Here is a 13,968-nt window from a genome sequence, read left to right as displayed (position 1 = left end):
CCACCGGCGGCTTGATTCAGCTCCAGCGTTTCTGGGCCTGACGTCGTTTCCATGGTTTTCACAGAGCCTGTTCATGACCGGTTTCTAAACTCAACGCTGTCAGCGCGGTCTACCGCCCCGCTGACGAACCGTCATTTTCATTCTTTAGACTGCGCCGGCCTGAGATCAGGCGACGCACTATGACTTCTTTATAGGGGACTTCGATGTCCGTACGACGCACACGCAAAGACGATGGCAGCCAATGGACAGTTGCGGACAGCCGCAGTGTTTACGGGATTCGCCATTGGGGGGCCGGGTATTTCGCGATCAATGACGCCGGTCGCGTCGAAGTTCGTCCGAACGGCCCAAGCAGCTCGCCTATCGATCTGTTCGAACAAGTCGACCAGTTGCGCAAGAGTGGCTTGTCCCTGCCGCTGCTGGTGCGTTTCCCCGACATCCTGCAAGACCGCGTCCGTCAGCTGACCGGCGCTTTCGATGCGAACATCGAGCGTCTGGAATACCAGAGCAAATACACCGCGCTGTACCCGATCAAGGTTAACCAGCAGGAAGCGGTGATCGAGAACATCATCGCCACCCAGAACGTTTCCATCGGTCTGGAAGCCGGCTCCAAGCCTGAGCTGCTGGCGGTGCTGGCACTGGCGCCGAAGGGCGGCACCATCGTCTGCAACGGTTACAAGGACCGCGAGTTCATCCGTCTGGCGCTGATGGGCCAGAAGCTCGGCCACAACGTGTTCATCGTGATCGAGAAAGAATCCGAAGTCGGACTGGTGATCGAAGAAGCCGCCTCGCTGAAGGTCAAGCCACAGGTCGGCCTGCGCGTGCGTCTGTCGTCGCTGGCGTCGTCGAAGTGGGCGGACACCGGTGGCGAGAAATCCAAGTTCGGCCTGTCGGCGGCGCAACTGCTGTCGGTGGTCGAGCGCTTCCGCGCGGCGGGCCTGGATCAAGGCATTCGTCTGCTGCACTTCCACATGGGTTCGCAGATCGCCAATCTCGCTGACTACCAGCACGGCTTCAAGGAAGCGATCCGTTACTACGGCGAACTGCGCAACCTCGGTCTGCCGGTCGATCACATCGACGTCGGCGGTGGTCTGGGTGTGGACTACGACGGTACGCACTCGCGCAACGCCAGTTCGATCAACTACGACATGGACGACTACGCCGGTGTCGTGGTCGGCATGCTCAAAGAGTTCTGCGACGCGCAGGCTCTGCCGCATCCGCACATTTTCTCCGAAAGCGGCCGCTCGCTGACCGCCCACCACGCGATGCTGGTGGTGCAGGTGACCGACGTCGAGAAGCACAACGACGACGTGCCACAGATCGAGAACAAGGAAGCGCTGCCGGAAACCGTGCAGTGGCTGGTTGACCTGCTGGGCCCGACCGACATCGAAATGGTCACCGAAACCTACTGGCGCGCCACCCACTACATGAGCGACGTGGCCGCCCAGTACGCCGACGGCAAACTGACCCTGGCCGAGAAAGCACTGGCCGAGCAGTGCTACTTCGCCGTGTGCCGTCGCCTGCACAACTCGCTGAAAGCGCGTCAGCGTTCGCACCGTCAGGTGCTGGACGAACTCAACGACAAGCTGGCCGACAAGTACATCTGCAATTTCTCGGTGTTCCAGAGCCTGCCGGACACCTGGGCGATCGATCAGGTCCTGCCGATCATCCCGCTGCACCGTCTCGACGAAGAGCCGCTGCGTCGTGCCGTTCTGCAAGACCTGACCTGCGACTCCGACGGCAAGATCAACCAGTACGTCGACGAGCAGAGCATCGAGACCAGCCTGCCGGTGCACGCGCTGAACGAAGGTGAAGATTACTTGCTGGGCGTATTCCTGGTCGGCGCCTATCAGGAAATCCTCGGCGACATGCACAACCTGTTCGGTGACACCGACTCGGTGAACATCTACCAGAACGCCGACGGCAGCGTGTACCACGCCGGTATTGAAACCCACGACACCATCGAAGACATGCTGCGCTACGTGCACCTGTCGCCGGAAGAGCTGATGACCCACTACCGCGACAAGTGCGCCAGTGCCCGCATCAGCGCCAGCGAGCGCACTCAGTTTCTCGATGCATTGCGTCTGGGTCTGACCCGCTCCTCTTACCTGTCTTCCTGAGGCCAGGTTCCGCTTTCATCTGGTTGTCTGAAATTGTTCCGCTTACTGCGGACGTTTCAGACAACTGGGTGAGACGCTTCTTTTTCTCTTCGCGAAAATGCTTTCGTCCAGACGAGCAAAGTGATGTCGTCTGCTTTTCGCGTAGGTCATTTCCGAATTTGTACTTCGGCTCTCTACTCGGCCATGGCTCTCGGCGAGAATCCCCGCCCGCCCCCCCTGTAGAGAATTCCCCATGTTCGATCCAGCCGACGAGCCGTTGTTTCGTCTCGATGTAGCGGGCCTGTCCGACTCGCTTGAAGTCCTGGCATTCACGGGTTGCGAAGCCATCAGCGAGCCTTTTGCGTTTGAGATCGACTTGCTGGTCGATGATCCGCATCTGGACCTTGCCGGGCTGATGTATCGTTCGGCGCGCCTGTGTTTCGGGCCTTGCGGCAATGGTGTTCACGGGCAGTTGCACAGTCTTGTCCAGCATGAACAGGGGCGCGAGGCCCGGTTGTGCCGGGCGCGGCTGGGGCCTCGGTTGAGTTGTCTGGGCCTGCGCTACAGCCAGCGCATTTTCAGCGACCGCTCCGTGCCGCAGATTCTGGATCAGGTGCTCAGGGAGCACGGTATCAGTGGCACCCGGCGCCGATTTGACCTGCAAGGCGCGTATCCGCCCCGGACGTTCTGCACCCAGTACGGCGAGTCGGATCTGCAACTGGTACAGCGGTTGTGCGGGCAGGCACGCATTCACTATCACTTCGAACATGGGAACCGTGGACATTGCCTGGTGTTCGGGGACGATCCCGCCAGGCTGCCACACGCCGCGAACCTGCGATTCGATTGCGGGGATGGGGAACCGTCGCCAACAGTGCGCCGCTGGCAACTGGGCGAGCATGCCGGCCTGAACGCAGAAGGCTCGCGGCGGACACGTACGGCGCGGGGGCATTCCGATTCGCCAACCCTGCGCAGTGGTCACTGGTTGACGATTACCGGCCAGCCCCTTGCAGAAGCCAATGGGCACTGGCTGGTGAGCCGAATCGAGCATCGAGCCGATCAGTTGCTCGAACCGCCTTACAGCAACCGGATTTTTGCCGCTGACCGGTTGCCGGTGTTCCGATCACCCATTGAACACCTGGGGGCGCGCATGCGCAGCCCGCAACGTGCCTGGGTGGTATCGGTCGAGGAGGCGCAACCGGATGCGGTGCGCCCGGTGGCCGTTCAGTTCGACTGGCTCTATCAGGGGGAAGGGGCCCGCCCCAGCCACTGCTGGCTGCCGCTGGCTCCGGCGTTGGCCGATACGCCGATGACATCATTGCAGGACGGAGCAGAGGTGGTGGTGAGCTTTCTGGAAGGCAACCTTGAACAGCCGGTGATCAGCGGTGTCTTGCAGATCCCGGCACTCACCAAAGCCATCGAGGATGACGCATCGCCGCCACTGCCCGAGCGTCTGGCGAGCGCGGGCCTGCCTCAATGGCTGAAAGCGGCCGAGCCGTTATTGTTGTTGTGCCTGATACCGGGTGGCGGCAGTTATCGCCATTGCGCGGCGTCATTGTGCAGCTGTCGATTGGTCGGCGGGCTCAAGACGAGCGACGCAAGATGAGTGTTTCGACCCCCGGACAGCGTGCGCAGTGGTTGTTGCTGGACATCGCACAGGCGCCGCAGGCAGTGCAGACGCTGCGCCAGGGTTTCGCCGGTGTGCACAGCCTGAAGCTGTTCGACGGGACGGAGTTTCAACCGGTCAGTGACCAGGGCCCGTGGCTGATCGACCTGCGTGACAGCCCGGCGCTGTCGGCGCTCTGCCACGCCGATCCGCTGACCTGGCAAGGGCTGCTGCTTGGCAGCGAGGCCTCGGCGTCGTTGTTGCGCGAACACTTGCAGCGGATGCTGACCGTGTCCGTCGGTCTGAATCACCGGGCACTGCTCAATTTCTACAATCGCCAGACCGCCAGCTACTTTTTCGATGCCTGCAATGCCCGGCAATTGAGCTGCTGGCTTGGGCCGATCGCATGGCTGCGCTGGTTCGGCGGGACCTGGGCCGATCTGGCCGGCGGCAGTCAGGGCTGGCAGCAACTGCGCAATCCGGGGCTGGCCGTGGAGCCGCTGCGTATCGAGCAAAGCCTGACCCGCCAGCAGCGTGAACGCCTGCACCGTTGCCTGCTGGATCAGCATGTCTGGCGCTGGAGTCAGGCGACAGGGAACGACTATCGGCTGATGTCTTCCTTTCAGGAGCAAGGCCTGGAACTGGGGTTCAGCGAGCAGGCGTTGCTGGACGACTGGTTGTGGCTGCGTTTGCAGCATCCACGTGCCGAACTGACGCCGCTGCCGCAAGGATTGCCCCCACGGGAACGGCTCGAACTGTTGCGTCGGCGTTGGCTCAACGACCCGTCGTGAAGCGCCGCTTCAGTGAGCGGCCCCGTTGAACCAGCCATCGGTGCGCCGCAGCCACCACGCCAGCCCTCCGAGCGTCAGGCTGCGCAGCACCATGAACAACAGGAATGAAATCCACAGGCCGTGATTGCCCAGACCTTGCAGCGCCCAGGCGACCGGCAGCAGCAGGATCACGGTCGCCAGCATGCCGTTGCGCATTTCCCGGGCGCGGGTGGCACCGATGAACAGGCCGTCGAGCAAGTAGCTCCAGACCGCGATCAACGGCAGGACGGCCAGGTAGGGCAGGTAGATGAAGGCGGTGTCGCGCACGCTCTGGATGTCGGTCTGCATTTCGATGAATAAGTGGCCGGCCAACAGAAACAGTGCTGCAAAGCCCAGGCTGGCCAGCAACGACCAGCCACCGGCAACCACCAGCGACCGGCGCAGGGCCAGACGATCACGGGCGCCGATGGCGTGGCCGCACAGGGCTTCGACGGCGTGGGCCAGACCGTCCAGTGCGTGGGCGGTCAGCAGCAGGCCGTTGAGCAGCAGCGCGTTGGCCGCGACCGTGGCATCGCCGAGTCGCGCGCCCTGCACGGTGATCAGGAAAAACACCGATTGCAGGGCCAGGCTGCGGATGAAAATGTCGCGGTTGACGGCCAGCAGCGGGCGCCAGCTCTGCCAGACTTTCAGGGCGGCCCAGGCGATGTGACCGGGATAGGCGCGCAATGCCTTGCGAGTCATATACAGGCCGAGCAGGGCGCCGCTCCATTCGGCGATCACCGAGGCCCGGGCCGAACCGACCACGCCCCAGTCCAGGCCAATCACGAACCATAGGTTGAGCATGATGTTGATCAGGTTGGTGCTCAGCAGAATCGCCAGCGGTGCCCGGGCGTTCTGGGTGCCGAGGAACCAGCCGACCAGCGCATAACTGGCCAGCGCCGCCGGCAGCCCGAACAGCCGGGTGTGGAAGAAGTCGCGGGTCAGTTGATCCAGCTCCGCCGACGGTTGCATGAAGTGCAGCGCGACCCCGCTCAACGGTACGCCCAGGGTGCCGAGCAGCAGCGCCAGCCCCATCGCCAGCAGCAGGCCCTGAAGCAGAATCTGCCGCAAGGCCGCACCGTCGCTGCGCCCGGCGGCCTGGGCGGCGAAGCCGGTGGTGCCCATGCGCAGAAAACCCATGGCCCAGGCCAGAAAGGTGTACAGGCTGGCACCTACCGCCACCGCGCCCAGTTGATGGGCGTGGGGCAGATGCCCGATGACGGTGCTGTCGACCAACGCCACCAGCGGCACGGAAATGTTGGAGAGGATCATGGGGGCGGCGAGGGCCCAGACCCGGCGATGGGTCGGGCGGTCGCGCCAGTCGGCGATCAGGTTGGACATGCGGGCTCCTTGGGGAGCGGCATTGTAGCGGGAGGTGTCAGTGAATGATCCAGCTCAGCAGCCACAATCCCAGCAGCAACCAGATAATCCCGGCAATGATTGAGGCATTCATGAACGCGCGGATCGCCGACCACAGCAGCATCAGGCCGACGATCAGCGCGATGATGCTGATGATCGACGTGTCCATGCCCAGCGCCTTCGACAGCCCGTCGACAAAGTTGCCGCCGGCGTTGCCCAGCAGATTGAACAGGCCGCTGAGGCCATCGACGATGAAGCGGATGATCGAGCCGAGCGCCTGGCCCAGCCATTCGAAAAAGCTTTCTACCTGCATGTCTGTTTCCTGATGAAAGAGCTGAGCCTTGGGCCGCAGCGGGTGCGGTCGAGTTCCCTGCAAGCATAGAGGGTTTTAACGGGCGACTGGCGCTTGCCTTCGCCCAGCTTCCCCCCGAAGCTATACGCCTTCAGGAGAGCCCGATGAACCTTGTTGAACTGACCGAACGCCTGCACGCCATTCGCGACCGCAATGACTGGCGGCAATTTCACAGCCCGAAAAACCTGGCCATGGCCGCCAGCGTGGAAATGTCCGAACTGGTGGAAATCTTCCAGTGGCTGACCGAAGACCAGTCCCGCGAACTGCCGGCGGACAAACTCGCCCACGCCGGGCAGGAAGTCGGCGACATCGTTCTCTATCTGTTGCTGCTGTGCAGCGAACTGGGGCTGGACATGAATGAAGTGGTGCGCAGCAAACTCGCCGACAGCGAACGGCGGTTCAGCTGATGAGCGACCGTCATTTCGATCAGTTGGCGACCCGTTTCGCCGAAAAAATCTACGGCGGTGCCAAAGGCGCGATCCGCCTGGCGGTGCTGCAAGCCGACCTCGCCGAAACCCTGCCGGATCGTCCGTTGCGGGTGCTGGACATCGGTGGCGGCCTGGGCCACATGTCGCTGTGGCTGGCCGAGCGCGGGCACGAGGTGACCTTCACCGAGCCGGCCGAGCCGATGCTTGAAGGCGCACGCCAGCGCTTTGCCGACGCCGGGCAAACCGCGACGTTCATTCAGGCGCGTTGGCAGGAACTGCTTGGCCAGCTCACCGAGCCTTACGATCTGGTGCTGTGCCACGCGGTGCTGGAGTGGCTGGCCGAGCCGCACGCGATACTGCCGGTTCTGCATCAGTTGACCAAGCCCGGCGGCTGGCTGTCGCTGGCGTTCTACAACCGCGATGCGCTGATTTACCGGAACCTGCTCAAAGGCCATTTCAAGAAAATGCGCAAGAACGACCTGGCCGGCGAAAAGCAGAGCCTGACCCCGCAGCAGCCACTCGATCCACGGGAACTGGCAACGCAACTCGGCGGGTTGTGGCAGGTCGAAACCCAGAGCGGGGTGCGGGTTTTCCACGATTACATGCCGGTGGAATTCCAGGCCCGCGCCGAATTGATTGATTTGCTCGAGATGGAGCTTGCCCACCGTCGTCACCCAAGCTTCGCCGGGCTTGGGCGCTACTTGCACTGGATCTGCCGGCCGATCTGATCGGAGCGAGATATGAAAGGTCATTCAGGGTTACTGCTGATCTGTCTGGGGTTGGCCGCCTGCCAGGGCAGCAACCCTTACGTGGCGCAGTCGCGGCCGTTGCCGCCGGCGCCACCACAAGCGGCAACCACCTTCGACCGCAGCGCTTATCCCGCGCCCCCTCGTGATTACGGGCGCTATCGCAGCTGGGCGTGGCTCAACGGTCAGCTGCCGCCGGGCACCGCCTGGGCGGACTCGGCGCAAGTGGCAGAAGCCGTGAGCAGTGCGCTGGATCAGCGCGGTCTGCGCCCGTTGCATGACAATCGCCCGGCCGACCTGCTGGTCAGTGCCAACCTGAGCCTGGAAACCCGCCTGCGTCAGGTGCAGGACGATTACGGTTACTACGGCGGCGGATACGGTGGTTATGACCGTTACGGCCGCGGTTACGGGATGTACAACACGGTGCCGATCGTTCGTACCTATCAGGAACAGGTCGTGGTGGTGCGGGTCGATCTGTTCGACGCCGGCAGTGGTCAGCCGGTCTGGAGCGCCAGCGCCGAAACCGGCACTCAAGGCAAGCAAAGTGATCGCACCGACGCGATTCGCGAGGCTGTCGAAAAGGCCATGTCGGCGTATCCTCCCAGTTAGCTTCCTGCAATTGAGAAGCTCCCTCAGGTTCATGTCTTCCACCGGAGAAAAACCATGTTCCGCCGTCTCGCTTTACTGGCCGTGGCCGCACTGCTCAGTGCCTGCGCCGCCAACCAGGTCAATCATGACTTCGACGCCAGCCGCGACTTTGCCGCGTACCGCAGCTGGAGCTGGAAAGCCCCCGCCCTGCAATACCGCCCAGACGATCCACGGATCAAGAGCGACCTGACCGAACAACGCATTCGGCAAGCCGTCGCCGATCAACTGGATCAGCGTGGTCTGCGCCCGGCCGCCTCGGGCGCCCGAGGCGATCTGTTTGTGCAGACTTACCTGATCGTCGAGGACCGGCAGCAACAGGTGACCACCAACTACGGCGGCGGTTGGGGTGGCCCGTGGAACGGTTATTGGGGCGCACCGATGTACAACGAAACCCGCAACATCACCTACAAGGTGGCGACCATCCAGGTCGATCTGCTCGACGGCAAGGACGGCAAACTGGTGTGGCGCGGCAGCGACGAGCAAATGCTCAGCCGCACGCCGAACCCGGCGGATCGCAGCAATGCCATCCGCGAGACGGTGGCGCGGATCCTGTCGAATTACCCTCCGCGCTGAGCCTGCGCAAACAAAACGGGAGTCCATGGCTCCCGTTTTTTATGGGCGGGTGAAACTGGCGCGTTGCCAGCAGTGTCGGTGCAGCGCGTCTACACTCAAATCCACCAATGGAGGTTGCGCCCGGCAGTGCGCCGGCAAAGGAGTGCGCCATGTCGCGTCATCCGCAATGCGGCGGGCCAGCCCGGCAGCGGGGGGCGATCGGCCTGATGGCGGCCGCCACCCTCAGCCTGGCGCTGGTGTTGATGCTGCTGGTGGTGGATACCGGCCGTCTGTATATGGAACAACGCAAACTGCAGCGCCTGGTGGACACCGCCGCCCTGGAAGCCGTCAGCCGTGGCGGCAATTGCCTGCCAGGCCTCACCGCTGCCAGTTACGCGGGGCAAAGCGCGACGCGCAACGGGTTTGTCGCCGATGCCACCAACGTCCTTGTGATCGATTGCGGAAAGTTGGCGACAGCCGCTACCGGCCTGCGCACATTTACGGTGGACGCGACACAATCGGAGGCGGTCAAGGTTGCGGCCAACCGTACCGTCACCACCAGTTTTGCCGGCGGCGTGCAGGCGTTGTTCAGTGGCACACCGGTCAGTCTCAACACCGTGCTTTATGCTTCGGCGGTGGCGGCAAAACCCAAGCCGACCGTCGCTCAGTTGAACATCCGCAGTAACCTGGCCAGCATCAACACCGCGCAATCGAACATCCTCAACCCGCTGTTTTCCGGGCTGCTTGGCGGTAACGTCAACCTGACGGCCGTGGGGTGGAATGGCTTGCTCAACACCGATATCAACCTGCTCAGTTATCTGAACCAACTGGCGATCAACCTCAACGTCGCCGCCGGCAATTACACCCAGTTGCTCAATACCCAGGCCACGGTGACCCAACTGATCCAGGCCGCGATTACGGCGGTGCAGCTCAATGGCGCCACCGCTGAAGTGATTACCGCGCTGGGCCAGCTGCAAGTGGCGGCGATCAATGCCGCACCGGTAAAACTCGGCGACATCCTGCAATTGCAGACCGGCACCACGGCCGCCGGGCTGGATGCCAATCTGCAGTTGCTGCAACTGGTTCAGGGTGTGATTCAACTGGCCAACAGCAAAAGTGCGGTGGCCGCGACCCTGCCGATCAACGTGCTGGGGCTGGCGAATGTCACAGTGCGGGTCAAGGTCATCGAGCCGCCGCAATTCTCGGCGATCGGCGATCCGGCGCTGGCCAGGGCCAACCCCACCGGGCCGAACCGGATTTATGTGCGCACTGCGCAGATTCGCACGCTGCTTTCGGTAAATCTGCCGGTACTGTCCGGGGTAACCGGGTTGGCCAATGCGGTACTCGGACTGGTTGGCACGCTGACACCGACGCTCAATGCGCTGTTGAGCCTCAATCTGGTCGCTACACTGAATTCGGTCGGCTGCCTGCTCGGCGCCGGTTGTGAACAACTGGACCCGAAGCTGCTGCCCTCGCCGCAGATCGACATCAGCCTGGATGCCGGCGGCGCCATCAGTTATGTCACCGATTACAGTTGCCCGACTGACAACACCGGCACCAAAAGCCTGACGGCCCGCACCATCACCTCGGTTGCCGATCTCAAGGTGGGCAAGATCGATCCGACCAACGCCTTTTCATCTGCCGCCCAACCCACCGTCACACCGTTGCCGCTGGTGGATCTGGGCACGGTGACCTGCCACAAGATTCTGGGGATCGGCAGCTGTGACCCGAGCACTCACGTGCCATACGGCGCCGGCGGCATCGCGATCATGGTCAACACCAGCGTGGCGCAGAACACCCAGAACCTGGTGTTTTCCAGCACCACACCATTCGCCACACCGCCCAACCTGAAACTGCCGCCGAGCGTGATTGCCGCCGCGCCCTCAAGCAACATCGTCAACAGCCTGGCAAGCACCCTCGCCGGGATCAATCTGATCGTCTACAAACCCCAGGGCAGCAACCCGCTGGGGGCGATTGTCACAGGCGTCGCCAGCCTGATCAGCGATGTTACGACGATCCTGCAACCGGTGATCACCGACCTGGTGAGTCCGTTGCTGGATCCGTTGCTGAACAATTTGCTCAAGGGGCTGGGGATCAATCTGATGGATGTCGACGTCGGCGCCAACATGACCTGCGGCCAGACCGGCAAGGCGTATCTGGTGATCTAGTCGTCGGGGGCGATCGGCAGTTCGATGCAGAACCGTGCACCGTCCGCCGAGTTGCGCACGCTCAAGTGGCCGCCCATGTTCTCGATGATCCCGTAACTCACCGACAACCCAAGGCCGGTACCGACGCCTATCGGTTTGGTGGTGAAGAACGGTTCGAAAATCCGCTCCAGCAGACGCGGGTCGATACCGCCGCCGTTGTCCTCGACCCACAGTCGCACCTTCTGCTCGTCGCGCTCGGCGTAGATCGCAATCCACGGCTTGAACGTTGGGTCGCACTCGCGTTTGCCCAGCAGCGCATCCCGGGCGTTGACCATCAGGTTGATCAGCACCTGTTCAAGCTGATCGACGTACCCGCGTACCTGAACCTCGAACGCGGTCTCGCTGATGCGCAAATCCACGCCTTTGCCGCGCATGCCTTCGGCCAGCAGTGACAACGTGCCTTCGATGGCGCTGGCCGGGTTGAACAGCTGCTGCTCGATCTCGGAGCGGCGACCGAACACCCGCATGTGATCCACCACTTTGGCGGCGCGCTGCACCTGAGCGTCGATGCGATTGAGTTTGTCGGTCAGGTAATCGATCTGCACATCGCCGTTGCTCAGGCGCTTCTGCACGTTGACGATGGCCATGCGCATGACGTTCAGCGGCTGATTGATTTCGTGGGCCAGACCGGTGGCCATTTCGCCAAGGGTGGCCATTTTTGCGCTTTGCGTGAGTTGCTGCTGGGAGCGGCGCACTTCGGTGTTGTCGCGGCCAACGGCTTGGACTTCGATCAGTTTGCCGTGCTCATCGAACACGCCGCGATCCGACCACACCCACCACGCATGTTCGCGCCCCGGCAATTGCAGATTGATTTCGGCGGTGCTGACGGGAGATTGCGGAGTCAACTGCGCCAGGCGCTCAACGAAGGCCGCGCGCTGAACCTCGGACATCCAGCTGCCCAGGTCGACCCCGGCCAGGTCTTCGGGAGCGCATTCCAGATAGGTCGCCAGCGGCCGGTTGCCGAACGTCAGGATCAGGTCCGGGCGATAGCGGCAGATCATCGCCGGCGAGTCCTCGACCAGAATCCGGTAGCGTTCTTCACTCTGCTTGACCTGCTCGGCGGCCAGCGTCGCTTCGGTGACATCCAGCCACAAGCCGACAGCCTCCACCGGCAGCCCGAGGTCATTGCGCAACAGCCGGGCTTCGTCAAGCAGCCAGTGATAGTCGCCGCGACTGTCGCGCATCCGATAGCGGGCGCGCACCGAGCCTTCGCGCAGCAGTTGCCGGGTGCGTTCGAAATACAGGGTGCGGTCATCCGGGTGAATCCGCTCTGCCAGCGCACTGGCATCGCAGTCTTCCAGGCTCCAGCCCAGCAGCGGTTGCAGGCTGGCGCTGAAAAACGCCGGCAGCAAGGCGCCTTCGACGTAGTGCTGGACGTAAATCACCGCTGGTGAACTGGCGATCAGGTTGTCCAGCCGCGCATGGGCGGCGGCGGCCAGTTGCTGCTGGTTCTTGATGTCGCTGATGTCGAGCATGAAACCCACCAGCCGCCGATGCTCGCCGGTGCCGGTGACTTGCCCCTGAAGGCGATACCACGCCGGCGTCTGGCTCGCGTCGCGAGCATGCAGGCGCACGCACAGGTCGAGGATTTCCCCGTGCATTTGCAATGCTTGCAGGCGGCTGCGGACCTCTTCGCGATCGGCGGGATGGATCAGTGTCAGCCAGGTGTCGAGCGTCAGCGTCGAGCTGTCCTGTTGCAGAGTGGCGGCCAGCGTCGGGGCCAGTTGAATCTGCTCGCTACTGCTGATTTCCCACCAGCCTGTGCCGAGCAGCGACTGCAATGACTCCAGCCGTTCCAGCTGCAGTTGATGCTGTTGTTCGCGCAAGCGACCGAGCAGGGGCCCGGCCAGTGCACCCGCCAGCATCAGCCAGTCGCGGTCGGTCAGGTACGGCGCGGTCTTGTCCACCGCGTAAAAACCGCAGAGCAGCCACGCCATCACGCCTCGATCATCGCTGTAAGGTACGGCGAAGCCTTCGGCATTGCCGAACAGGCCCTGGACCCGCGAGTGTTCGTACTGGCCGTAATGTTCACCCAGGCGTTGCGGGCCGGTGCCATTGAGGCTGTCGAGCGGCGTGCCCAGACGCTGGCCGTCATGCCACAGCGCCGGGGCGTCATGGGCGTGGAATTGCTGATGGATCTGCCAGCCCTGTTCCTGTTCATCGAGCAGGGCAAGTGCCAGGCACGGGATCTGCCAGCGCTGGGCGATCACTTGCAATTGTTCGCTGACGAGCATCGGCAATCGTCCCAGGCTGCAGCTTCGCAACTGCTTGCTGATCTGCTCGGCGATCATGTGGCACGCCTCGCGCTGATGCGCTTGCTGGCGTTCGGACAACAGGTCGGCGATGTCGATCAGTTGCAGCAGCCAGCCATTGCCCAGCGGCTGAACCCAGCCGCGCAGTTGCAAGGTCTGCTCGCCGAGGCCGGGGAAGTCCAAATCCAGCAGGTGGCCTTGCCAGTCCTGCGGCCGACCCTCGATGGCCAGCGTGCTGTGCGCCAGCAGGTAGTCGCGCAACGGCAACGGTTTGTCACGGGGCGTCTGTTGCGTCAGCAGCAGGCGTAACGGGCCAGCCATTTGCAATACGCCGCCTTCGCTGTCGAGGTGGATGTGCAGGCCCGTCAGCGGGGTGCCGAGTGCGTCTGGCAAATCGCTGGCGACCATGCCCCGCTTGAGCAGGCGGCCGAGCAGGTTGTCACCCGGGGTCAAAATTTCAGGCTCGAAATGGCGGTCAGGTTGGTGGGCAGGCTGGGGACCGCGCCGATGCCCGGCAACACCAGAAACGGAATGACCTGATTGAGTTTGCTCACCGGGTAATTGACGCTGACGGTGAGCGTGCCCGCCGTCGGGTCATAGACCGTTGACGTATCAGTGCCGACCACTACATTCAGAGAAGGCAGCGTTGACGACAATTGTTGGCTCAGCGCGGCATTGGCGGTGCTGACCACCACGGTTGAATAGTTGGGAATTGTCGGGTCAACCGCCACGGCGCGGCGTATGGCTTCGGCTGTGGCCTGGTTGAACGTCTGCATCAGCACGAACGGCAGGGCATAGCTGACCAGACCGTAAAACACCGCGAAAAAGATCACGAACACCAGGGCGAACTCGATCGCCACCGCACCTTTTTGCGCCTTCCGAGAGCCGGTTTTCATCCGTGCGTCTACCCTGACAG

Annotated in this window: 12 protein-coding genes; 8 read left to right on the top strand and 4 right to left on the bottom strand. The window is 62.8% G+C overall.

Going from position 1 to position 13,968, the window contains the following annotated elements; all coding sequences use genetic code 11:
* Positions 1-203: 203 nt before the first annotated feature.
* From speA to GQX66_RS27575, 3 genes are all read left to right on the top strand, one after another.
* Complete coding sequence (gene speA / locus GQX66_RS27585; protein ID WP_011332271.1) at positions 204-2,117, top strand: arginine decarboxylase; 1,914 nt, start codon at positions 204-206, stop codon at positions 2,115-2,117.
* 232 nt (positions 2,118-2,349) lie between these two features.
* Entirely contained in the window at positions 2,350-3,699 is a 1,350-nt protein-coding gene (locus tag GQX66_RS27580; protein WP_240872075.1) for a contractile injection system protein, VgrG/Pvc8 family, read from the top strand.
* The gene (locus GQX66_RS27575) at positions 3,696-4,490 is read left to right on the top strand and encodes a DUF4123 domain-containing protein (RefSeq protein WP_085748623.1); all 795 of its coding nucleotides are present in this window, start codon (positions 3,696-3,698) and stop codon (positions 4,488-4,490) included. The genes GQX66_RS27580 and GQX66_RS27575 overlap by 4 nt, the downstream gene beginning before the upstream one ends.
* A 9-nt stretch (positions 4,491-4,499) precedes the next feature.
* Here GQX66_RS27575 and GQX66_RS27570 read toward each other — a convergent pair whose 3' ends face one another.
* Positions 4,500-5,849, bottom strand: a complete 1,350-nt coding sequence (locus GQX66_RS27570) for an MATE family efflux transporter (protein ID WP_240872074.1) — start codon at positions 5,847-5,849, stop codon at positions 4,500-4,502.
* Positions 5,850-5,886: 37 nt separating this feature from the next.
* A complete protein-coding gene (locus GQX66_RS27565) occupies positions 5,887-6,180 on the bottom strand; it encodes a hypothetical protein (protein WP_007951010.1) in 294 nt (97 codons plus the stop codon).
* A gap of 143 nt (positions 6,181-6,323) precedes the next feature.
* Between GQX66_RS27565 and GQX66_RS27560 the strand changes: the two genes are divergently transcribed.
* From GQX66_RS27560 to GQX66_RS27540, 5 genes are all read left to right on the top strand, one after another.
* On the top strand, positions 6,324-6,626 hold the full coding sequence (locus GQX66_RS27560) for a MazG-like family protein (RefSeq protein WP_011332275.1): 303 nt from the start codon (positions 6,324-6,326) through the stop codon (positions 6,624-6,626).
* On the top strand, positions 6,626-7,375 hold the full coding sequence (locus tag GQX66_RS27555) for a methyltransferase (protein WP_240872073.1): 750 nt from the start codon (positions 6,626-6,628) through the stop codon (positions 7,373-7,375). The genes GQX66_RS27560 and GQX66_RS27555 overlap by 1 nt, the downstream gene beginning before the upstream one ends.
* Positions 7,376-7,387: 12 nt before the next feature.
* The gene (locus tag GQX66_RS27550; protein ID WP_085748621.1) at positions 7,388-8,002 is read left to right on the top strand and encodes a DUF4136 domain-containing protein; all 615 of its coding nucleotides are present in this window, start codon (positions 7,388-7,390) and stop codon (positions 8,000-8,002) included.
* A 54-nt stretch (positions 8,003-8,056) separates the two neighbouring features.
* On the top strand, positions 8,057-8,614 hold the full coding sequence (locus tag GQX66_RS27545) for a DUF4136 domain-containing protein (protein WP_134023488.1): 558 nt from the start codon (positions 8,057-8,059) through the stop codon (positions 8,612-8,614).
* Positions 8,615-8,763: 149 nt separating this feature from the next.
* Positions 8,764-10,761 carry a pilus assembly protein TadG-related protein gene (locus GQX66_RS27540; RefSeq protein WP_129973601.1) on the top strand — a complete coding sequence of 666 codons (1,998 nt, stop codon included), beginning with the start codon at positions 8,764-8,766 and terminating at the stop codon, positions 10,759-10,761.
* Here GQX66_RS27540 and GQX66_RS27535 read toward each other — a convergent pair.
* Both GQX66_RS27535 and GQX66_RS27530 read right to left on the bottom strand, forming a co-directional pair.
* Complete coding sequence (locus GQX66_RS27535) at positions 10,758-13,505, bottom strand: PAS domain-containing protein (protein ID WP_240872072.1); 2,748 nt, start codon at positions 13,503-13,505, stop codon at positions 10,758-10,760. The two genes, GQX66_RS27540 and GQX66_RS27535, sit on opposite strands and share 4 nt — an antisense overlap.
* Positions 13,502-13,948, bottom strand: a complete 447-nt coding sequence (locus GQX66_RS27530; protein WP_085748618.1) for a TadE/TadG family type IV pilus assembly protein — start codon at positions 13,946-13,948, stop codon at positions 13,502-13,504. The genes GQX66_RS27535 and GQX66_RS27530 overlap by 4 nt, the downstream gene beginning before the upstream one ends.
* Positions 13,949-13,968: the final 20 nt, after the last annotated feature.

Origin of the sequence: Pseudomonas sp. B707 (genome assembly GCF_022496685.1) — a bacterium.
Classification (GTDB): domain Bacteria; phylum Pseudomonadota; class Gammaproteobacteria; order Pseudomonadales; family Pseudomonadaceae; genus Aquipseudomonas; species Aquipseudomonas paraglycinae.
Note: the sequence above shows the minus strand (reverse complement) of the source record. Positions and strands in the feature narration are given on the sequence as shown.

Bases quoted from the DNA above. Each gene is read 5' to 3' on its own strand.
- speA (WP_011332271.1), top strand. From the start codon at position 204: ATGTCCGTACGACGCACACGCAAAGACGATGGCAGCCAATGGACAGTT.
- GQX66_RS27580 (WP_240872075.1), top strand. From the start codon at position 2,350: ATGTTCGATCCAGCCGACGAGCCGTTGTTTCGTCTCGATGTAGCGGGC.
- GQX66_RS27575 (WP_085748623.1), top strand. From the start codon at position 3,696: ATGAGTGTTTCGACCCCCGGACAGCGTGCGCAGTGGTTGTTGCTGGAC.
- GQX66_RS27570 (WP_240872074.1), bottom strand. From the start codon at position 5,849: ATGTCCAACCTGATCGCCGACTGGCGCGACCGCCCGACCCATCGCCGG.
- GQX66_RS27565 (WP_007951010.1), bottom strand. From the start codon at position 6,180: ATGCAGGTAGAAAGCTTTTTCGAATGGCTGGGCCAGGCGCTCGGCTCG.
- GQX66_RS27560 (WP_011332275.1), top strand. From the start codon at position 6,324: ATGAACCTTGTTGAACTGACCGAACGCCTGCACGCCATTCGCGACCGC.
- GQX66_RS27555 (WP_240872073.1), top strand. From the start codon at position 6,626: ATGAGCGACCGTCATTTCGATCAGTTGGCGACCCGTTTCGCCGAAAAA.
- GQX66_RS27550 (WP_085748621.1), top strand. From the start codon at position 7,388: ATGAAAGGTCATTCAGGGTTACTGCTGATCTGTCTGGGGTTGGCCGCC.
- GQX66_RS27545 (WP_134023488.1), top strand. From the start codon at position 8,057: ATGTTCCGCCGTCTCGCTTTACTGGCCGTGGCCGCACTGCTCAGTGCC.
- GQX66_RS27540 (WP_129973601.1), top strand. From the start codon at position 8,764: ATGTCGCGTCATCCGCAATGCGGCGGGCCAGCCCGGCAGCGGGGGGCG.
- GQX66_RS27530 (WP_085748618.1), bottom strand. From the start codon at position 13,948: ATGAAAACCGGCTCTCGGAAGGCGCAAAAAGGTGCGGTGGCGATCGAG.